This is a genomic window from Halomonas salsilacus (assembly GCF_051216275.1).
Taxonomy (GTDB): domain Bacteria; phylum Pseudomonadota; class Gammaproteobacteria; order Pseudomonadales; family Halomonadaceae; genus Halomonas.
Map to the genome: position 1 here is coordinate 126,656 of NZ_JBPKAQ010000010.1, position 20,684 is coordinate 147,339.

Consider the following 20,684-nt stretch of genomic DNA (forward strand, 5'->3'; position numbering starts at 1 on the left):
GGCTAGCGTTGAAGGGACGTTCCTTCTGTCTCACAAACCGTGCGATTGCGGCCCTGCTCCTTGGCTTGGTAGAGAAGCTCGTCGGTTATATGCAAGCTCTCATCCATGGTGCTGGAGCTACTCATTGAGCAAATGCCGATACTAGCTGAGATGTAGAGCGAAGAGGAACTCCCATCTCGCATTGGCGTGGTGGCCAAGAGCCGATGAAGCCGCTCGGCGGCATGCTGCGCTTCCGCTACGCTGGCCTTGGGCAGCATGACCACAAACTCCTCGCCACCCCAACGACCCATCACATCGGCCTGTCGAAACGCCTCACGACACAGCTCGGCGAATCGCACGATGACCTCATCCCCGGCCTGGTGGCCCAGGGTGTCGTTGACCGTCTTGAAGTGATCGAGGTCGATCATCATCAGGGCGGCTGCGGGGGCACCTCGCTGAATCAGTGCCAACTCCTGGTTGTAACGCTGTTCGAAGGCCCTGCGATTGAGCAGCCCGGTGAGCGGGTCGGTGGCGGCAAGCTTGGTCAGCTCTTGCCGCGTTGCCTTGAGCTCGCGAATTAACTCGGCCTGTTCGCTGTGGGCCTGCATCAGCTGCATGTGCGCCATCACCTGGTTGGCGAGGGCCTGGAGAGCGAAGCGTTGGCGTTCGGCCAGTTCGCGGGGTTGATAGTCGAGTACGCACAGCGTCCCGAGCGGATAGCCATCCCGGCTTTCCAATAGCGCGCCGGAATAGAAGCGCAAATGGGGCTCGCCAGTCACCAGGGGGTTGTTGGCGAATCGCGGATCCCGGGTTGTGTCAGGCACGATAAACAGCCCCGGCTGCAGGATGGCGTGCGCACATATCGAGATATCCAGCGGGGTCTCGCGCACTCCGAGCCCCTTCTCTGACTTGAACCATTGGCGATCGCGGTCAATGAAGTTGATGACGGCGATGGGTGCTTCGCAGATGATAGAAACCACCTCGACGATCTCATCAAACGCCGACTCCTCCGGGGTATCGAGAATCTGGTAACTGTCCAGCGCCTGTAAACGCCGCGTTTCGTACTCGGCTGAGCAGCGATCAATGATGTCATGCATAAGCAGGAAGGTATTCCGGTAAGGCGATAAGGTCGTATAGGGGTAGTGGCCGTGAGAACAGGTAGCCCTGCAGCAGATCACAGTGGCGACGCACCATGTCCTGCTGCTCTTCCAGGGTCTCGACGCCTTCGCCGACCACAATCATGTCCATGTGGTGTGCCATGGTGATCACTCCCTGCACGATCGCGGCGGTGTGTCTGTCGTGCGGGGCCTTCTGCACGAAGCTGCGGTCGAGCTTGAGCTTATGGGTGGGCAGGTCGCGCAGATAGCTGAGGCTTGAAAAGCCCGTGCCGAAGTCATCTAGAGCGACCCGCACCCCCATCGTCTTGAGGGTTTCCATCAGTTCGATCACCGGCTCGGCACCGTCCAACAGGACGCTCTCGGTGACCTCGAGTTCCAGTAGCTCTGGCGGCAGACCGGAAAGATCCAGGGCGTTCTGCACCTCCTCGAGAAAACCGTCGCGGCAGAACTGCAGCGACGAGATGTTCACCGCCACCGGCAGCTCCCGGCCCATGTTGGCGAACAGCTCGGCGATATCACGACAGGCCTGGTGCAGCACCCAGCGGCCCAGCGGGATGATCTGTCCCGTTTGTTCCGCCAACGGGATGAACTCTCCCGGGGAGATCATGCCCCGGGTCGGATGACGCCAGCGAACCAGGGCCTCGACGCTGCGCATGCGGCCATTCAAGGCATCGACCACGGGCTGATAGTGAACCTCGAACTGGTCCTCGCACAGGGCCTTGTGCAACTCGTGGCGCATTATCACGCTGTGCCGGGTGCTCTCTGCCCGGCTGCCACAGTACCACTGCCAGGTATTGCGGCCCTGCCGCTTGGCCTGTTCCAGTGCCAGGTCGGCATGCTGAACAAATTCGTGGGACTGCTCCAGCGGCAGACTGTTGCAGGCGATGCCAATGCTGACACTGAGCTGGATCTGCTGGTCATTCACTTCGATGGGCTGAGCCAGGCTGTCGAGAATACGATCTGCCAACTCGATCACCTGAGCACGGTCGCCGAAGTTAGCTAACAGGATGCCGAACTCATCCCCTACCAGATGGGCCACCACGCCAATGGCGTTCAGAAGCGACTCCAGCCGCCTGGCAACGCTGACCAGAACCTGATTGCCGATGTGATGCCCGAGGGCGTCGTTGATGGTCTTGAACCCATCCAGGTCGAGGTACATCACCGCCAGCAGCTCTGCGTTCTTGTAGCTGCTCTGAAAGGCCTCCTCGAGCAGACCCGCGAAGGCCGTCCGGTTGGGTAGCCCGGTTAGCTGGTCATGCGTCGCCTGGTAGGCGATGTGTGCTTCCTGGGTCTTCTGCTGGGTGATGTCCTGCTGAATGCCGATGAAGTGGGTGCAAATACCGCTGTCGTCGAATACCGGACTGATCACCAGGCGGTTCCAGAACGGGGTGCCGTCTTTGCAATAGTTGAGCAGTGTGACACCGACATCACGTTGCTCATGGATACCGGCGCGAATCTCGTCAACGGCCGGCGAGTCAGTATTCGGCCCTTGAAGAAAGCGGCAGTTCCTGCCAATCACCTCATCCCGTGAATAGCCGGTCATGGTCGTGAAGGCCGGGTTGGCAAAAACAATAGGCATCTCGGGATCGAGAGCATCCACCATCAACATACCGCTGGGGCTGGCATCGACCCCGCGGCTGAGCAGCCGCAACGCACCCGTCTGCCGGTTGCGCTCGGTGACATCGCGGCAGATGCCATAGACGCCGACGACCTCGCCATCCAGAGTCACCAGTAGGTTGGTGATCTCCAGATCGTACGCGTGGCCGTCCGCATGGGCGCCCCGCGTTTCACAGGTCATCGCATTACCGCGGCGAGCGGCATCGAAGCCCTGTTCGGTCAGTTCGTGGTAGTCAGGCTCGATGAGTTCGTTGAAGTGCAGTCCGATCAAGTCGGCTTCAGAGTAGCCGGTGATCCGAGCCAGCGCTGCGTTGCCGCGCTGGAAACGCCCCTCCAGGTCGAATTCATAGACGCCATCGGGATGGTTGACGAAGAGCGAACGATACCACTCGGAGAGCTCGCGGTGGCTCCGATCGTCGCGATCATGCACCAGGGCCAGAGAGATCAGCGCTGAGGCCTGTAGCAGGCTCTGCTGATCCTCCCGAGAGGGCACTCGGGTAGTAAGGTAATAGGTGCCAAAGGTGCCCAGCAGTTCGCCGTCAGGACCAAGGACAGGACTGGACCAGCAGGCACGAAAACCCTCGGCCAGGGCGGCGTCGCGGAAGTGCGACCAGCGCGGGTCAAGGGCAATATCCTGCGTGATGACGAGGCAGCGATCATGTGCAGCGGTGCCGAAGGAGGCGACATCGGAGGCGACCGGAACCCGCTGCAGCTTGTCGGTATAGCTCTTAGAGAAGCTTTGGCTGGGGAACAGGCTCAGTGTGCAGTCTCTGGCGTCATAGCGCATGAATGCCACGTTGGCCTCGGGGAGCAGCAGCCCCATCCATCGAGCGATGGCGTCCAGCGTTTGAAGCAGCGGTGCGCGCTGCGCGATCAGCTCGTGGATGCCCTGCTGGGCCTTCAGTAGAGTGAATTGATCATTCATCGGCCATGCCTATGTGATAAAACCAGTTCCCTGCGGTATTTTCGGAGTGGCCGGAAAAGCGCTCAGCATGGACCTCTTACCTTGCCACCACAACTCGACTTCAATCCCCGAATAGCGTGCGTCTGAGCCGCGCGGCCACACCCATTCCACCCGAATGCAGACGACCACCGGTGAAAAGTCCCTCGAAGACGTCATTGAGTCGATACTGGAGTATTCCGTCTTGGCCTTTCCCAGCGCCTTCGAATAATCGACCATCCACCTTGATGGCGGTGCCACCATGAATACCGGCACATAACAGCATTTCGACCTGATGCGCCAAGATCGCCGCAACACTGGCACCACGCCGACACCGCTGGAGAAAAAACCACTTGGTGAACTGATCCAGAAAGCCGCTCTGAGGGGTCAAGAAAGCGAGGAAAGCCAGACCTCCCTGGCCGGTCAGTTGATGCTCATATATTGCCAATAATTAATGTACTTGGCCTGTTTTTTAGCCATGAAAAAAACAAACCTTGTGCAAAGCGGAGAAACCAAATACTGTAAAAAACAGTTACGTCTCTGTACGATTGATGTAACATTTTTCAGGCTGGTATTCGTACTGGCCTAGTGCCTGAGAAATCAGGCACCAAGTTGACAAAGGCATAGCCGTTGAAAAGCGGTGACGCAAAGCTACCTGTCTAAGGGATGCCCGCATCCTAGGATCGAGGAGCCGCCACTTGCTCAGACCCCTGTCGGGGGTCTCCGCCTTGTTGCGGTCCTTCCTGTTGTGATCCTCCCTGGATTTTTAGCGCCCTTGTATCGTCTCAGCTGAGCTGTATTCAGCCGGCAATGCACAGAGCAAGCGTCTGCCCCAGTCTATCGATCATGTCGCCGTCGAGGATGGCGTAATACAACGCAACGGGGAACAACCTCATGAAAATCAAAACTCTCTCTCTACGCAAACTGACACTGGCATCCGCCGTGGCCCTGACCGCGGGCTGGGGGGCGATGGCTCAGGCTCAGGAGAGCACGACCTTTGAAGCCAGCGCCGAGGTTATCGGGAACTGCGTCGTCGCAGCGGATGCACTGGATTTTGACAACTATGATCCGGTTAGTGTCAATTCGGCTACAGGGGTTGATCTAGATCAAACAAGTGACATCCGCGTGACCTGCACCAATGGCATGCCAAGCGTAAAGATCGGCCTAGTATATAATGGTATGATGGACGGGCCCGGATTAGAAGGGGAACACCTCATTTATACCCTCTCTAGTGATTCTGCAGGAGGGAATACTTGGGATGATGTCGAGTTGAATAAAGTGAGTGTCATTGCCGATGGCACGGAGAAGACGCATCCCGTGCATGGCCGTGCACCCAAAGGTCAGAATCTTGCCCATCTGGGTAATCATACCGAAACCGTAACCGTTAACGTCACGTGGTAATGAGTAACTCTAACCTTTTCCAGGCCGCGCGACGCGGCCTGGTTCTGTTCGTTTTCATGTCGACGCTGCTGCTGGCAAGCCAGGTGCTGGCCGGCAGCTTCAGCGTCAGTCCGACCCGGGTGGCCCTGTCTGCCCAGGATAATGTGGTGGCGCTGCGAGTGCGCAATACCGGGGCCGAGGCAACTTCGGTTCAGGTGGAGCTTCAGGAGTGGCGCCAGGAGAGCGGGCAGGACCACTACACGCCCAGTCGCGAGGTACTGGTCACGCCGCCGATCTTCACGCTGGCACCGGGAGAGACTCAGGTATTGCGGGTAGGACTGCGTCGCCCGCCGGAGCGGGATACCGAACTCAGCTATCGCCTGTTCCTACAGGAGTTGCCACCGCCGGCCCCGGAGGGCTTCCAGGGCCTGCGCATGGCGCTGCGCATGAGCCTGCCGGTATTCGTGGCACCAGCCTCCGGCAAGACGACGCCCGAGCTGGCCTGGCGGGCCACGCGGGGCGGCGGTGGTGAGCTACGCCTGAGCGCCCGCAACCACGGCCATGGCCATGGCCAGGTGAGTCAGCTTCGCGTTAAGTTGCCCGATGGTCGAACATTACAGCCTTCGGGCAACGCCTATGTGTTGCCGAGCGCCGAGCAGACATGGGCCCTGAATCCAGGCGGTCCGCTACCCGCTGCAGGTACCGAGCTTGTCATCACGACGAACGTCAATGGCCAGGAGACTACCTCACGCCTGCAGGTGGAGTAGTGGCGTGTAGTGGCGCCGTGGTACAGCGGTTATCGCGTGGCAGGGCGAAGCGGCGTGGCGGCTTGTCTGTCATGCTGCTGCTGATGGCGAGCCCCTCTCAGGCTGACACGGCGCCTGTGACAGCCGCCGACGCCGATGACTGGTATGCCCGCCTTGTCGCCCAGCCTTCGTCGGATGCAGACCGGGCGGCGCCCACCCCCCAGAATTCTCAAGTGGCTCCAGCCACGGAGCCCCCCGAGGAGCTGTGGCTGGAAGCCACGGTCAATGACCAGCGAAGACGCACCTCGGTGCTGGTACTGCTTCGCGATGATCAGGATGTCTGGGTGAGCGCCAGCGACCTGGAGCAGTGGCGAATTGCCCCGCCGGATGATGCGCCCTTCGACCATCACGGCGAGGCGTTTCACCGCCTTGAATCACTCGGCATCGACGTCGAGCTGGATCGGCGCCGCTCCACGCTGGACATGACGGTGCCGGCGGCGCTGTTCGCGGATACCCGGCTCGAGGGCCTCGGCCGGGACCGCGTGCCGCTGACGGCGTCGTCACTGGGCGCCTTCTTCAACTATGACCTGTCGAGCACCCACGGTAGTGGCGAGACCCGCCACAGCGGGCTGCTGGAGCAGGGTGTATTCAACGGCTGGGGCAGCGGCGTCAACCGCCTGGTCGTGCGCGACAACGCCCCCGGCGATCAACCCGCCGTGGTGCGCCTGGACACCCAGTGGCGCCGCGACGATCCCGACAGCATGCGCACCCTGCGGCTCGGGGATACCACCAGCCTGGGCACGGCATGGAGTGGCGGGGTGCGCTTCGGCGGGCTGCAGTGGGGAAGCAATTTTTCCACCCGGCCGGAGATGGTCACCCTGCCCCTGCTGAGCATGGCCGGTGAGGCCGCGCTACCCTCCACCGTGGACCTCTACGTCAACGACGCCCTGCGCCTGCGCCGCGAGGTGCCGCCCGGCCCCTTCGCCATCGACGAGATCCCGATGATTACCGGCCAGGGGCAGGCACAGCTAGTGGTGCGCGACATTCTCGGCCGCGAGCAGCTGATCACCCAGCCCTTCTACGCCAGTTCGAGATTGTTGCGACCTGGCCTGAAGGACTACTCCGTGGAACTGGGTGTCATTCGTCAGGACTATGGCCGCGCCAGCAATGCTTATGGTCGGGCGCTGGGCACGGCCACCTACCGCACCGGGTTGACCAATTGGCTGACCACCGAGTTACATGCCCAGGTGCTAGAGGACCAGCAGATGGCCGGCATGGGGGGTAGCTGGCTGCTGCCCTTCGGCGGTGTCATGCATGCCGCCTATGCCGCCAGCCAGGCCGATGGCCGGCAGGGTGAACTGATGACGCTGGGGCTGCAGCGCCAGGGGTGGCCCCTGAGCCTGGGGGTGGAAAGCCAGTTCGCCAGCGAGGATTTCATGCGCCTCGGCATGCGCCAGGGGTTCGCCTTGCCACGCCAGCAGCATCGCGTCTCCACCAGCTTGTCGAGTGGCCGAGCCGGCTCGATGAACCTCAGCTATACCGCCCAGCACTTTGATGACCGGGATGACGTCGAGATCGTCAACCTAGGTTACAGCAAGGGGCTGGGAGCATTCGGTTACCTGACGCTTTCAGCGCTGCATATCATGGAGAATGGCGAAACGGGCCTGCGGGCGGGCTTCAGTATCCCGCTGGGAATGCCACGCACTCGGGCCAGCCTGAACATCAGTGAGCGTGGCGAGCGTCGCCAGGGCAGCGTGCAGATACAGCGCAGCCTGCCGGTGGGCCGCGGCTTCGGCTATCGCGTTCGCACCGGCCTGGGCGAAGACGACCTCCATCAGGCCAGTCTCGGTCTGCAGACTGACTACCAGACCTATCAACTGGAGGCCTCGCAGCGCCGTGACCAGACGGCCGGGCGTGCCGGAGTCCGCGGCGGCGTGGCCTGGCTCGGCGGCGACGTCTTCGCCAGCCGGCATATCGACCGCAGCTTTGCCGTGGTCCAGCTACCGGGGTTTTCCGATGTTCAGGTCTATGCCGACAACCAGCCTGTCGCGCGCACCAATCGTCACGGCAACGCCCTGGTCCCCCGCCTGCGCGCCTATGAACGCAACCGCATCAGCATCGAACAGGCGGACCTGCCCCTGGGGGCTAAGGTCGGGAGCCTGGAGATGCAGGTATCCCCTTACTACCGAAGCGGCGTGGCACTGCGCTTCCCGGTGACCCATAGCCGTGATGCCTTCTTCCGGATTCTTCTGGAGAGCGGGGAGCCGATGCCGGTCGGCGCGGTGGTGGAAGATGCCCGGGGTGAACACTTCCCGGTGGGCCATCGCGGCGAGGCCTTCGTGACCGACCTCGAATCCACTAGCCTATTGCGTGCCCTCTGGCAGGGGCAGGCCTGCGAATTCACGCTGGACGTCCCGGACATCGAAGAGGTCTTTCTCGAACTGGGTGACGTCATCTGCCACGGAGTCACACCATGAAGCCCCTTGATGAACCATCATGCATCCCTGCCCCGGGCAGCCATCGCGTGGCGACACCGTTGCGTCGGTGGCGCTGGCTGGTCGGCATGGCGCTGACGCTGGCCGCCAGCAGCGTCTACGCTCAGTGCAGTGTCAGTGCCACGGGACTGGAGTTTGCCGGTTATGATGTCTTCAGTGCGGCGCACAATGACAGTACCGCCACCATCACCGTCACCTGCAACGAAGCCACCGAATACCGCCTCGCGCTGAACTCTGCCAACGGCACTTCCCAGCAGCCAAGATTGAGCAGCAGCGGCGATACTCTCGCCTACGAGTTGCACCAGCATGCAAACCGCACAACGGCTTGGGGCGAGGGCTCCGACTCTCTCAGCAGTAGTACCGAGGACACGTCAGAGCATACGGTTTATGGACGCATTAAGGCGCAACAGAATGTCCGCGTGGGTCACTACGCGGACACGATCACCGTCACACTGACGTTCTAGAAAGATTGTCATGCATTTGATCACCCCAGCGCTCTGCGAAGTCTGCGGCCGAGAGTGGACGTCCAAAATAGAAGCCCTGGGCCTCGTCGCAGCCCATGTCGGCCAGGACCGCGGCCTGTTCGGCAGTTTCTACGCCTTCCGCCACGGTCGTCATGCCCAGCGCCTGGGCCATGGCGATGATGGTCTCGACGATGGTGCGGTCGTGCTGGCTCTCCAGCATGTGCCGTATGAACGAGATATCGATCTTCAAGGCGTCGGCGGCGAAGCGCCGCAGGTAGGCCAGCGATGAATAACCGGTTCCGAAGTCGTCGATCGCCAGGGTGTAGCCGGCCTGGTTCAAAGCACGTGTGATCGTCACTGCCTGCTCGGGATCGCGCATGAAATCGCTTTCAGTGAGCTCCAGAGCAAAGGCCGAGGCCGGCACGCCAGAGGTCAGTTGCACGATATGCTCGGCGAGATGGGGGTCGGCGAACTGCTGGGCGGAGATGTTCAGCGACAGCCGGCCGGGTAGCCTCCACCCGGTGCGGCGCCACGCCAGCAGCTGCTGGGTGGCATGCTGCAGCACCCAGTCGCCCAGCGGGCGAATCAGGCCTCGCTCCTCAGCCAGCGGGATGAACTCCCCTGGGCTCACCCAGCCCCACTGGTCGTCATGCCAGCGGCATAGGGCCTCCGCGCCGGTCAGCTGCCCCGTACGCAGGTTGATCTGGGGCTGATAGTGCAATGCCAGAGCGTCCTCGGAAATGGCCTGTTCCAGGCGATCGGTCATCTCCTGGCGGCGTACCAGAGCATGACCCATCGAGGCGGTGAAGGGGCAGATACCCTCGNTGCCAGAGCGTCCTCGGAAATGGCCTGTTCCAGGCGATCGGTCATCTCCTGGCGGCGTACCAGAGCATGACCCATCGAGGCGGTGAAGGGGCAGATACCCTCGTCTTCGCGCTTGGCGTGATACAGGGCAATACTGGCTGCCTTGAACAGTTCCCCGGCACTCAGCGCATCCATGGGATAACGTGCCAGGCCGATCGAGACCTTCAGCGTGAACGTGCGGTGCCCCAGTTGAATGGGCCGAACAATAGTGTCGCGCATGCGTGTCACGCTCGCCTCCACGGCCTCGGGCGATGCCGACGGGACCAGCAGAGCGAACTCATCTCCTGAGAGCCGCGCCAGCGCTTCGCCCGTGGCCATCACACTCTGCAGACGATCCGCGACAGTGGCCAGCAGTTGATCACCCAGTTGGTGACCATGCAGGTCGTTGATCTCCTTGAATCGGCGGAGATCAAGCAGCAGTAAGGCCAGGGGGTGCTGGCGGCGCTCCGAGGTGCGCCGCATCTGCTGGAGGTCTTCCATGAAGCGCACCCGATTGGCCAGCCCCGTGGTGCCATCAAAGTAGGCCAGCTGACGCATGCGACGATGATCCTGGCGGCGCTCCACCTCCGCCGCGGCGCCCGTCGACAGAATGCGCAGCACCGAGGTGGCGAAGGCGCTGGTCTCCAGTGGAGTCCGGTAGAGCACCATGATCACTCCCACCGGCTCACCGCGCGTATTTTCCAGGCGGCGCCCGATCCAGGCGGAATACTCACCGCGCACGCCGGGCAACCAGGCCGGTTTTTCATTCCAACCGGCGACCTCCTGAGCGTCGACCAGCCTCTCGAAGGGCGAACCGATGAGATCGAAGGCATAGTTGTCGAGCGGACGCCCTTCGGCAAACGCACTCACCGTACTCAGGCGGCTGGGTGGGATAGCCCCTGTCGCCAGAACGGTCGCGGGGATAGTGTCCAGGGTGGCGATGACCCCGGCATCAGCCTCCAGGATCTCCACCAGGTGGCCCACCAGCTGGTGAAAGTAATCATCGCCGATCCGCGTGGTGACCGCCGAGGCAACTCTCGCCACGGCATCCTGCACGCGCTGGGCCTCATACTGCTCGCTGATATCGGTGACAAAACCCTCCAGGCAGGTGACCGCCCCCTGGGCGTCGTAGATCGCCTGCCCCTGCTCCAGCATCCAGCGCAGCTGACCGTTTTCCGTACGCAGCCGATAGATGACACGAAAGGGAGTCTGCTGCGCCACAGCGGTCGCCACGGCTTCGACCAACGTAGGCTGGTCGGCCGGGTAGATAAGAGAGGCATAGCTCACCTCGCGGTTGTACAGCAGCGCGTCCGGGGGATAGCCGGTCAGGGCTAAGGCTCCCTGGCTGACCACCAGCATCGTCCAGTCATGATCATTCTGGCAACGATAGGCCATGCCCGGCAGGTGGTTGAGCAGCGTATCTAGCCGTCTCTCGCTCTCTCGGGCACAGGCCTCGCTGTCGCGCAGCGCTAGGGTAGCCTGGGCCCGCTCCATCTCCGCCCCGGCCTGCGCGGCGGCGATGTGAAGGATCTCCTCATCCAGACCAGAAAGCGACATCGGGGTATTCTTGAGCACCGCCAACAGCCCCAGGGGATTTCCGTCCAGGGCAAACATCGGCACTCCCAGGTAACTCTCAGCGTCGAGTTGCCTCAACAGGGCATCATCGGGAAAGCGTTGCTGGATATCGCAAGCGTAGAGACACGAGCGCTGGCCACTGACGGTTTCGCAAGGGGTACCGGCCAGGCCATAGCTCAAGTTGGGGCGGCAAGCGCCCCGGGACCACACCGCCAGGGTATGGGCCCGCCGGTCATCGCCGACTCGCGCAATCAGCGCATGATCGACATCAAGAATCGCTGCCAGGTGCTCCACCAGGGTGGTGAAGAACGCCTCCGTGCCGGCATGCGACATCCCATCGGCCAGCAGGCGAAACGCCTCCTCGGCGGTCATGCGGGCTTTCATGGCACACCATCCATATCCGTTGGTGGTCGGCTATCGTGGCTTCAACGCTAACGCTACCACGAAGCTGTGCGATACGGGCCAATAGAAACACTCTGCATTGCCCCCGATATTCTCGGCTCAGGTATGCTTAACCGAATGCCCCGAGCCCCGGATAAAAGGCGCCCCGATGGATCTGTTTCACGCCGCGTTCGAGCACTCACCGGATGTCTTGATGATCGTTCAAGCAGAACCAGACGGTGGCTTTCGCTACCTGAAGGTCAATGCGGGCTTCGTCGAGGCTACCGGTTTCAAACGTACGCAGGCCGAAGGCGTCCGCCTCGACGATCTCCTCCCCCCGCAAGACGCTGAACGACTCGCCGTGGAATACCGGCGATGTCTTGAAAGGGGCAAGACCGTGGAGTTCGAGCAGCCGTTCGAAGTCCCCTCAGGCCAACGCACCTGGCATGTACGCCTGAGCCCTATCGTGGCGCCCGGCAACCCCACGCTGATCGCTGCCGCCCGAGACATCACCTGGTCCCGCAACTTCGCCCAGCAGCTGACCACGGTCGCCGCCTTCATACCCGGTTTCGTGTATCAGCTCCGTCTGACGCCCGATGGGCACTGGAAATACACCTTCGTCGGCGCGCGAGCCGAGGAAATGTTCGGAGTCCCCGTCGGCGATGCCCTGAAAGATGCCGAAGCCCTGATGGGACTGATACATCAGGAAGATCAGGAGCGTGTCGTCCGCGAAAGCCTTGACTCCGCCGAAAGCTTGACCCCTTGGCACCGCGAGTTTCGCATGTATCACCGCGACGGCCGGCTCCAGTGGGTAGAAGCCCATGACCAACCGCAGAAGCTGGAGGATGGCACCATCCTGTGGACGGGGTATGTTAACGACATCACCGAGCGCAAGGCGCTGGAAGCCTCTGTGATGGCCAGTGAGGCAAAGTATCGCCAACTGGCTCAGTTCGACCCGGTAACCGGGTTGGCCAATCGCACCGAGTTCTTCTCCCGCTTACACCGGGCGATCAACCTTGCCGAGCGCCAAGGTCAGTCTCTAGCCCTGCTGTTCATCGACCTTGACCTCTTCAAGCCCGTCAATGACGCTTACGGCCATGCCGTGGGAGATACACTGCTTCGACAAGTCGGCGAGCGTCTTGTAGCAGAGCTACGTGACTCCGACCTGGTCGCTCGTATCGGCGGTGATGAATTCACGGTCCTGATATCCGGGCCCATCAACGCCGATACAGCCCGGCATGTCGCCGAGAAGCTCGCCAGCGTCCTTGCCATCCCTTTCCCCCTTGGCTCCCAAGAAGCCAGCATCTCGGCCAGCGTCGGGGTGGCACTCTATCCCGAGCATGGCCAGGACACGGAGGCCCTCACCCACGCGGCAGATAAGGCGATGTATCACGCCAAGGCGGCTGGCAGGAACACGGCTGTGCTCTATCCGGGTGGGTATGATGCCATGTGAGAAGATGAAGCCAGCCCGAGCCCTGTCAGCCTTCACCCATTGTGGTCGTCATCTCGCTGGTCAGCAGCAATCGCACAGCTTGCGTTGCAACTAAAAATACTAACAAACATAATGTACTGAATAATACACTGACAAACATGATTCACGGGTACCTTTCTTTAAACAACATATATGGGGGCCTCCGGCCCCCAATTTATCAGCTCTCCTCGCGCCGCTCGTCGACTTTCTAGTCAAATCATAAACCCGCAAGTATTTCTTTTCTCAGATAGCTCTCCCGAAGGGGAGAGAGCTATCGATCTATCTACAGTTATCTTACTGTGGAAGAAGGGTATTGGACCTCACGTCCGTTCAGTCCCAGAGAGAGAGATCCCGAAGGACCAGATCTCTCGATCTCTGAGAACCCCTCCTGTTCTTTCTATGCTATCAGGATTCCTCCATAGTCCTATCGGATAGAGGAATCCGAATAGCTATGCCTTCGAGGACTACGTCCTGAGGAGTTAGTGTTACGTAGTGAGTCCATTTAGCATTCGCAATGGACACAAAGACTACCCCAGCCGTGTTTATTCTGTATCTACCAACTCTTCTGACATCTCAAACGCACTAGTATCAAGCTCCAGCAGCTCAACGGGGCGGCTCTTTCGTATCCCAACCTGGTTCTCAATCAACATTTCGATCAGCCGCTCTCCATCGATCAGCGTGATGGGTGCCGCACCAGGGAAGAGTGCTGCCTGCTCACAGCTGCTGGCGAACTTGCCTAGGGTAATCAGGGTTCCCCGAATCGCCTTATGGTAAGGCAAAGCCCCACGGAGCTGATCGACCACGGGGCGAGTGATGCTACCCTGCTGGCGTTTGACCTGGACAACTTCGGTAATCGTCGTGATACCCACCTGCACGCTGCCTACGACATCGACGCCCTTGTCGCCAGAAGCCTTGGTCACTTCGACGTCTTCATACCCCATGGCACGCAGCAGCTCACCTATCAGGGCTTCAAATTGATAGGGGTCCATCTTGCCAAGATAATCCCTCAGCTGCTGCTTCTGCTGCTGGTTGTAACGATTCACGCCATCAATGATGGCTTTGCGAGGATCATCTGACCGTGTAGGCAAGCTACTCTTGAGCCAGGCAAGGCCACTAGGGGAAATTTGGTAGCGGTTACCCTGACGTTCCACCATCCCGCGAGCCACCAGGTTACTCAGTCTCTGATGAAGTGTCGTCTTGCAGGATGACTCAGCGGCAAAGTTGGAGACCTTGTGCAGGTATGACATCCATTCCGGAAGGATATCGCTGCGTTTCGCCATTTCGAAGCCGGAGAGCAGTTCGAGAACGGCCAGCAGTCCTTCCTCATCATCCAGCTGCTTCAGAAGCTCTTCATCAGCTTTTAGAAACCTCTCACCACGATCAGACGGCTGCCAATTTCCCTCGCTATCGACTTCCATCAGGTCGTAGTTGTTGATGAACATCCAGCTGCCATAGCTGTGGCGGGGGTTCATGACATGGTCATCGGTTTTCCAGATCCTCAATGCCAGCGCTGCATGATCCCCCTTCAGGCGCTCGGCGATCCAGGTATCGGGATCTGACCAGTCCACCGGGTTCTGCGGCGTCCCGGTCTGATCATGGATTGCCGTGATCGTGTCCCGCACAGCCTTCGGCGGTGTACCTGTGGACGCTTCCATCAGCGCCGCTGCCTGCGCATAGGTAGGAAAGAGCGGTGTCCGTACCTTCTTCATCAAACGACCCCCTGTGGATATCTTAAACGGCTGAGGCGCCGCGTATTCCCAAGGCGCGACAACGAGGCGACTGTACTCAGACTTCCTCCCCCGCCAGCTCCGCGCTCACGCTGCGGAACTGCTCCAGGGCGGCCTCCAGCTTCTCGACAATCTCGGTGGCCAGTACGTCCGGCTCAGGCAGGCTGTCGATATCCTCCAGGCTGTCGTCCTTGAGCCAGAAGATGTCCAGGTTGAGCTTGTCTCGCTGGGTCAGCTCGTCGTAGCTGAAGCGGCGGAAGCGCTCGGTCTCCTGGCGTTCGTGATAGCAGCGCACGAAATCATCGAGGTCGGCGTGGGTCAGGCGCTTGGTCTTCAGGGTCTTGTGGACGTTGGTGCGGTAGTCGTAGACCCATAGCTCCCTGGTCTGGGCCTCCCGGGAGGCGGGGCGCTTGTCGAAGAACAGCACGTTGGCCTTTACCCCAGGGCTGTACCAGATGCCGGTGGGCAGGCGCAGCAGGGTGTGGAAGTTGAAGCCCTCCAGCAGGCGCTTGCGGATGCCCTCGCCCGCCCGGCCGGCCTCGAACAGCACGTTGTCGGGCAGCACCACGCCGGCACGGCCGTGGGTGTCGAGGATGGTCATGATGTGCTGGAGGAAGTTGAACTGCTTGTTCGAGGTGGAGAACTTGAAGTCCTCACGCTCGTAGCTCTCCCGCTCGGTGCTCACCGAGCCATCTTCCCCCACCACCTTGTAGCTGGACTTCTTGCCGAAGGGCGGGTTGGTCAGCACCACATCGAAGCGCTTGCCGCCGTCGCCGGAGAGGGCATCCCCCTGCTGCACAGGGCTGCCGCCGTTGCCGATGCCGTGCAGGTAGAGGTTCATGGCACACAGGCGCACCACCTCATCGACGATATCCACACCGTGCAGGGCACTGTGCTTGAGCTGACGAAGCTTCTCGCGGTCCTGGCTCTGGGTCTTCATGTGCTCGAAGGCGGAGAGCAGAAAGCCCCCGGTGCCGCAGGCAGGGTCGCAGACGGTCTCGTCGATCCGCGGGTTCACGCACTTCGCGATGGCGTCGATCACCGGGCGCGGGGTGAAATATTGCCCGGCACCGGAGCGCACCTCGGAGGCGTTGCGTTCCAGCAGACCCTCGTAGATATGTCCCTTCACATCGACCTTCAGGCCGACCCACGGGCCCTCCTTGTCGATCAAGCTGACCACACGCTTGAGCTTGGCAGGGTCGGAGAGCTTATTCTGGGACTTGCGGAAGATGGTGCCGATCAGACCGCTCTCACGGGCCAGGCCCTCCAGGGTATGGCGATACTGCAGCTCCAGATCATCGCCGTCCTTCTCCGCCAGCTTGGCCCAGCGCCACTGGCTGGGAAGGGAGGTCTCCTCGCCGAGCAGCTCGACCCGCTCCTCGTCCATCTTGAGAAACAGCAGGTAGGTGATCTGCTCGATGTAGTCGCCGTAGGAGACTCCCTGGTCGCGCAGCACATGGGCGTAGTTCCAGACCTTGGAGACGAGTTGTTCGTTGCTCATGCGGTGACCTTCTTGCGGGTACTTTTCTTGGGGACGGCGGCGTCACGTTCGGCGCGGATGCGGGCCAGCAGCTCGCTGGCGGGCTCATCGTCGGGGTCCTGAGGCACCAGCTTGCCGGCAAAGGCGTCCTTGAGGATGGACTGACGTAGGGCCGAGGAGCGGGTGAATTCGGCAGAACAAACTAACTCTACAGCAGCAATGCGAGAAAGCTCCGCATGAAGTCTCGACACAATCTCCGCCTGCTCTTCCAGAGAAGGCACTGGAAATTCGATTTCCTTGAACCGAGCCAAGGTGAGATGGCCGATATTTGTGGTAATGCTCGCTGATTTCTTGAATCTCTTACTGTGCAAATAGAAGCGAAAAACGGCAAGAGCAAAGTCAGGATTCACCCATTCGGCAGATCTAAATCTGTGCAGAGTCTTCTGAAAACAGCAATTATCGATTTCTCCGCGAAACATGGCGGGGCGTCCAACCAAGTCCGGAGTCTGCCCCTCGGCAAGCAGTATATCTCCTGGCTCTAATTTATATTTCTGGAAATGCACCTCATCGAAATTCATTTCCTTAACATCGGACAGTTCCAGCCTGTCTTCGTAAACATTCGCTACGCGTAGATAAGGATGCATAGTCTCGCCTGCATGATACTGCGGCGCACGCTGTCGGCCAAGAAGCACATCGCCAGCGGTATCCACTCTTATCCACGTCCACGATTCAGGGAGCGTTATGAGACGTTGAGTTTCTAGAGAGGGCTCCTGATACTTGCCTCGGCCCTGCCAGTTCTCGCGGTGAGTCTGAAGGATACGCTCCAGCAGGCCAATGCTGGACTCCAGGCGGTCGGCGTTCTCGGCGCGCCAGTCGGCGGTCAGCTGGCCGGTGACGGCGGCCTTGAGGACAGACTGGCGATAGCGAGCCAGCAGCATCTGCACATCGCGCAGGCTGGCCTCACCGTGGTCCAGCTGGGCAAAGAGGGACTCGATCTTATCGACGATGCGGCTCTGCTCGGAGAGCGGAGCAATAGGAACAGGAAGATTCTTGAGACGATCGGTATCAATGCTGGCGACCGTAGTCCCATGTTTGGCACAAGCTTTCAGGATGCTGTAGTTATTAGCCCTCAGAAACCAGACCAGATAATCGGAAGCGACCCCGCCGTGAGGCGTCAAGGTTTTCAAGTCCTGATTAACGGCAACGGCACACTCGTTCACTGCCACTGGGAAGGTATGTGCGAGGATACCTGACCTGGTAACCATCAGCACCGAGCCCTCTGGAATCATCTTTGCAGAGGATTTTTCCACAGCCTCTTCAGTAATAGAATCTTCCGCTGTTTTGATCCGTTCACATTTCATGTCCTTGGGCGAAACCCATGGGATGCTTCCACCTGACCAGAAGGCTTTATTGGCCTTTGAAGGGGTCCCACCACCAGACCATGTGCCGAGCTCACCCAAGCGGCTCCAAGCCCATCCCAACGGCATATCGGAGCTTTCATCCATCACGCCACCAGCGCCTCTTGCAGCTCATTTAGCATCTCATTCAATCCGTTACCCAGTACCTGTCTGGCGCGGAGGATACCACCCTGGTCGGCCAGGCTGGGCACTTCAATGAAATCCCGCGGGGCAATCTCGGCATTGGCAGCGAGGTAGGCGGCGATGGCCCGCAGCCATGCCTCCTGCTCGGCGTTGTACTCGCGCCCGGCCTTCTTCTCGCGGCCCAGCCAGAGGTTGAAGCGGCGCTCCACCACGGCATCGATGGGCTCCAGGGTGTCGGTCTGCCCCAGGGCATAGCGCACCAGGCTGACCACCTCGGTGAGCTGCTCATCCACCGGGGCACCGCGAACTTTGGAAGCTTCCAGGCGTTTGTAAGCCTGCCAGACGTTGGCCACCGCCAGGTGAGGAGGCTTCTCCAGCATCGCATTGACCAGCTCGCGGATGGCGGCATAGGTGAGCCGCTGCTGGCCCAGCGGCTGGTTGTAGAGGATCTGCAGGGCGGTCAGCTCGTCACGGTGCTCCTCGATGAAGGCCTTGAAGCTGCTGATGGTCTTCTCGGCCCGCTGGTGGTCGAAGTCGGCGTGCACCAGGGCATCCGTGGTCACCTCGTCGATGACGATATCGCGCTTCTGCTTGATCTCCTTGAGCAGGGTGCGTAGCGCCGGCTTGTCGAAGGGCCGGCAGGCCTCATCCAGCCGCTCCTGCACCACGGCCTGCTCCTGCTCCGGCGTGGGGGCCGGCCCATGCCGCTCGGTAATGGCGGCCTGCTGGCTGTCCGGGTCGATGGCATCGAGCAGCCGGTTGGCGAGCTGACGAGGTGCATGCCCACCGCTGGCCTCGGCCAGGCGGGTGCGGTCCTCATCGGTCAGCTTGCGATCCAGCACCGCCAGGCGAGCCGCCAGGGAGGAGACGGCGTCCTCGTCGCGCCGGCCCATGGCCACCTGTTCCAGCAAGGCATCGAAGCTGAGTGTGGGCTTGCGCTCCAAGGGCTGGCTGGCGTTCTTCTTCGATTCCGTCACCCCCACGGCATCGATCAGGATGAAGCGGGTCTTGGTCTCGGCATCGGGCGTCACCGCCTTGAGGTCGGCATCGGGGATGGTGCGCACCCCGCGCCCCTTCATCTGCTCGTAGTAGCCCTCGGACTTCACGTCGCGCATGAAGATCAGCACCTCCACCGGCTTGATGTCGGTGCCGGTGGCGATCATGTCCACGGTGACGGCGACCCGCGGCATGGGGTCGACCCGAAACGCCTTGATCAGCGCCTTGGGGTCCTCGCCACTGTTGCGGTAGGTGATCTTCTTGGCGAAGTCGTTGCCCTCGCCGAACACCTCGCGCACCGCATGCACGATCTCCTCGGCGTGGTTGTCGTCCTTGGCGAAGATCAGCGTCTTGGGCAGCCACTCCCCGGTGCGCTCCGGGAAGAGCTCGGTGAATACCCGGTCTCGGTAGGTCTGCAGCACGGTGCGGATCTGATTGGGGTTCACCACCGAGCGGTCGAGCTCCTTGCCGGTGTACTCGAACTCCTCGTCCAGGGTCTCGTAGCGCATCTTGCGGGTGCGCCGGTCGCGCACCGGCACCTGGTAGCCCACGTCGTCGGGCTCCACCTTGCCGCCCTCCTCGGTGACCCGGGTGCGGATGCGGTAGATCTCATAGCCAACGTTGACGCCATCGGCCACCGAGCGCTCGTAGGGGTACTCCGCCACCAGGTTCTGGTTGAAGAAGCCCAGGGTGTGCTTGGAGGGGGTCGCAGTCAGGCCGATCAGCGAGGCATCGAAGTACTCCAGCACCTGGCGCCAAAGCCCGTAGATCGAGCGGTGACACTCGTCGGTGATGATGAAGTCGAAGGTCTCGATGGGGATCTCGGGGTTGTAGCCGAGGGGCAGCGGTTCCCCCTGCTCGCCCGCCCACTGTTCGAAGGCCGAGGCCTCCTCGTCGGCTTCGTCCAGCGGCTTGCCACGCAGCATGGCGTAGAGCCGCTGGATGGTGGTGATCACCACCTTGGCATCAGGGTCGATGTGGTGCCCGTGCAGGTGCTGAACGATGTAGGTGTCGGTGAAGCGGTTAGCCGCGCCCACCGGCTGAAAGTTCTGGAACTCCTTAAGGGTCTGGTCGCCGAGGTTATTACGGTCCACCAGGAACAGAATGCGCTTGGCCCCGGCATGGCGGATCAGGCGGTAGGAGAAGCTGCAGGCAGTGAACGTCTTCCCCGCACCGGTGGCCAGCTGAATCAGCGCCCGCAGGCGGTCTTCCGCCAGCGATCCCTCCAGGCCCTCTATGGCCTCGATCTGACAGTCACGCAGGCCTTGGGTCTCAAGCGGGGGCATGTGCCGCAGCCGGGCACGAAGGGTCTCCGGCTGGCGTAGCCACTCATGCAGCGTTTCCGGGCGGTGGAAGGCAAACAGCCGACGAGAGCGCGGCTTGGGATCGCGCAGATTGCAGAAGAAGGTCTCGTCGCCGGTGCTCTCGTAGTGGTAGACGAGCCGCTGTTCCCAGCGTGCCAGGTGCTCAGGCAGCTGCGCCACATACTTGGCCGACTGCTCGGCCACGCCGCTTAGCGTCACCCCGGCCTTCTTGGCCTCGATGACCCCGGCCGCCTTGCCATCGATGAACAGCAGGTAGTCGCAATAGCCAGCGGGCAGGTGGAACTCCCGCACGGCCACGCCCGGCGCCGCCTGTCGGTCGAAGTCGCTTCTGTCCTGGATCACCCAGCCCGCATCGCGCAGCAGCTGGTCGATTCGGGTCCTGGCCTGCTCTTCCGGTTGTTGCACAGCGTTCCCCTTCGTTCCCTGGTCATCGCGTGGGTGGTCCCACGTCTCTGCTCTGGCAGCCCTTCCCTGGTAGCCCTGGTCAGCCGGCAGCCCTTGCTCAGCGCTTTGCGGTCGCTACATGACGAAAAGGTGCTACCCCAAGAGTACCGGCTAATACTCATGTTTTCCTGTTAGTGCCAAAGCCGTTGATCACAGGTTAAT

The 20,684-nt window shown here is 61.1% G+C and carries 13 protein-coding genes and 1 riboswitch; of the genes, 5 read left to right on the forward strand and 8 right to left on the reverse strand.

Annotation, left to right across the window (positions count from 1 at the left end):
- Window positions 1-2 precede the first annotated feature (2 nt).
- Both ACR80S_RS14525 and ACR80S_RS14530 read right to left on the reverse strand, forming a co-directional pair.
- Entirely contained in the window at window positions 3-1,076 is a 1,074-nt protein-coding gene (locus tag ACR80S_RS14525; protein ID WP_435403640.1) for a sensor domain-containing diguanylate cyclase, read from the reverse strand.
- Window positions 1,069-3,639, reverse strand: coding sequence for a sensor domain-containing phosphodiesterase (locus ACR80S_RS14530; protein WP_435403641.1), 2,571 nt, complete (start codon window positions 3,637-3,639; stop codon window positions 1,069-1,071). The genes ACR80S_RS14525 and ACR80S_RS14530 overlap by 8 nt, the downstream gene beginning before the upstream one ends.
- A 625-nt stretch (window positions 3,640-4,264) precedes the next feature.
- Window positions 4,265-4,353, forward strand: a riboswitch (cyclic di-GMP riboswitch).
- 195 nt (window positions 4,354-4,548) lie between these two features.
- Here ACR80S_RS14530 and ACR80S_RS14535 point away from each other — a divergent pair.
- The 4 genes from ACR80S_RS14535 (at window position 4,549) to ACR80S_RS14550 (ending at window position 8,739) form a co-directional block, all read left to right on the forward strand.
- Window positions 4,549-5,055 carry a Csu type fimbrial protein gene (locus ACR80S_RS14535; protein ID WP_435403642.1) on the forward strand — a complete coding sequence of 169 codons (507 nt, stop codon included), beginning with the start codon at window positions 4,549-4,551 and terminating at the stop codon, window positions 5,053-5,055.
- The gene (locus ACR80S_RS14540) at window positions 5,055-5,801 is read left to right on the forward strand and encodes a fimbrial biogenesis chaperone (protein ID WP_435403643.1); all 747 of its coding nucleotides are present in this window, start codon (window positions 5,055-5,057) and stop codon (window positions 5,799-5,801) included. Before ACR80S_RS14535 ends, ACR80S_RS14540 begins: the two co-directional genes overlap by 1 nt.
- Before the next feature lie 212 nt (window positions 5,802-6,013).
- Window positions 6,014-8,257, forward strand: coding sequence for a fimbria/pilus outer membrane usher protein (locus ACR80S_RS14545; protein WP_435403644.1), 2,244 nt, complete (start codon window positions 6,014-6,016; stop codon window positions 8,255-8,257).
- Window positions 8,254-8,739, forward strand: coding sequence for a Csu type fimbrial protein (locus tag ACR80S_RS14550; RefSeq protein WP_435403645.1), 486 nt, complete (start codon window positions 8,254-8,256; stop codon window positions 8,737-8,739). The genes ACR80S_RS14545 and ACR80S_RS14550 overlap by 4 nt, the downstream gene beginning before the upstream one ends.
- Here ACR80S_RS14550 and ACR80S_RS14555 read toward each other — a convergent pair.
- Window positions 8,723-9,505 carry a putative bifunctional diguanylate cyclase/phosphodiesterase gene (locus tag ACR80S_RS14555; protein ID WP_435403646.1) on the reverse strand — a complete coding sequence of 261 codons (783 nt, stop codon included), beginning with the start codon at window positions 9,503-9,505 and terminating at the stop codon, window positions 8,723-8,725. The two genes, ACR80S_RS14550 and ACR80S_RS14555, sit on opposite strands and share 17 nt — an antisense overlap.
- Window positions 9,502-11,541 carry a diguanylate cyclase domain-containing protein gene (locus ACR80S_RS14560; RefSeq protein ID WP_435403647.1) on the reverse strand — a complete coding sequence of 680 codons (2,040 nt, stop codon included), beginning with the start codon at window positions 11,539-11,541 and terminating at the stop codon, window positions 9,502-9,504. Before ACR80S_RS14560 ends, ACR80S_RS14555 begins: the two co-directional genes overlap by 4 nt.
- A gap of 166 nt (window positions 11,542-11,707) precedes the next feature.
- On the opposite strand from ACR80S_RS14560, the gene ACR80S_RS14565 reads away from it, so the two are divergent.
- On the forward strand, window positions 11,708-12,991 hold the full coding sequence (locus tag ACR80S_RS14565) for a diguanylate cyclase domain-containing protein (protein ID WP_435403648.1): 1,284 nt from the start codon (window positions 11,708-11,710) through the stop codon (window positions 12,989-12,991).
- A gap of 560 nt (window positions 12,992-13,551) precedes the next feature.
- On the opposite strand, the gene ACR80S_RS14570 is transcribed toward ACR80S_RS14565, so the two are convergent.
- The 4 genes from ACR80S_RS14570 to ACR80S_RS14585 all read right to left on the reverse strand — a co-directional run bounded on the left by ACR80S_RS14570 (window position 13,552) and on the right by ACR80S_RS14585 (window position 20,483).
- Complete coding sequence (locus ACR80S_RS14570) at window positions 13,552-14,718, reverse strand: restriction endonuclease (RefSeq protein ID WP_435403649.1); 1,167 nt, start codon at window positions 14,716-14,718, stop codon at window positions 13,552-13,554.
- Window positions 14,719-14,794: 76 nt separating this feature from the next.
- The gene (locus tag ACR80S_RS14575) at window positions 14,795-16,237 is read right to left on the reverse strand and encodes a type I restriction-modification system subunit M (RefSeq protein WP_435403650.1); all 1,443 of its coding nucleotides are present in this window, start codon (window positions 16,235-16,237) and stop codon (window positions 14,795-14,797) included.
- Complete coding sequence (locus tag ACR80S_RS14580) at window positions 16,234-17,721, reverse strand: restriction endonuclease subunit S (protein WP_435403651.1); 1,488 nt, start codon at window positions 17,719-17,721, stop codon at window positions 16,234-16,236. The genes ACR80S_RS14575 and ACR80S_RS14580 overlap by 4 nt, the downstream gene beginning before the upstream one ends.
- Window positions 17,721-20,483, reverse strand: coding sequence for a type I restriction endonuclease subunit R (locus ACR80S_RS14585; protein ID WP_435403652.1), 2,763 nt, complete (start codon window positions 20,481-20,483; stop codon window positions 17,721-17,723). The genes ACR80S_RS14580 and ACR80S_RS14585 overlap by 1 nt, the downstream gene beginning before the upstream one ends.
- Window positions 20,484-20,684: the final 201 nt, after the last annotated feature.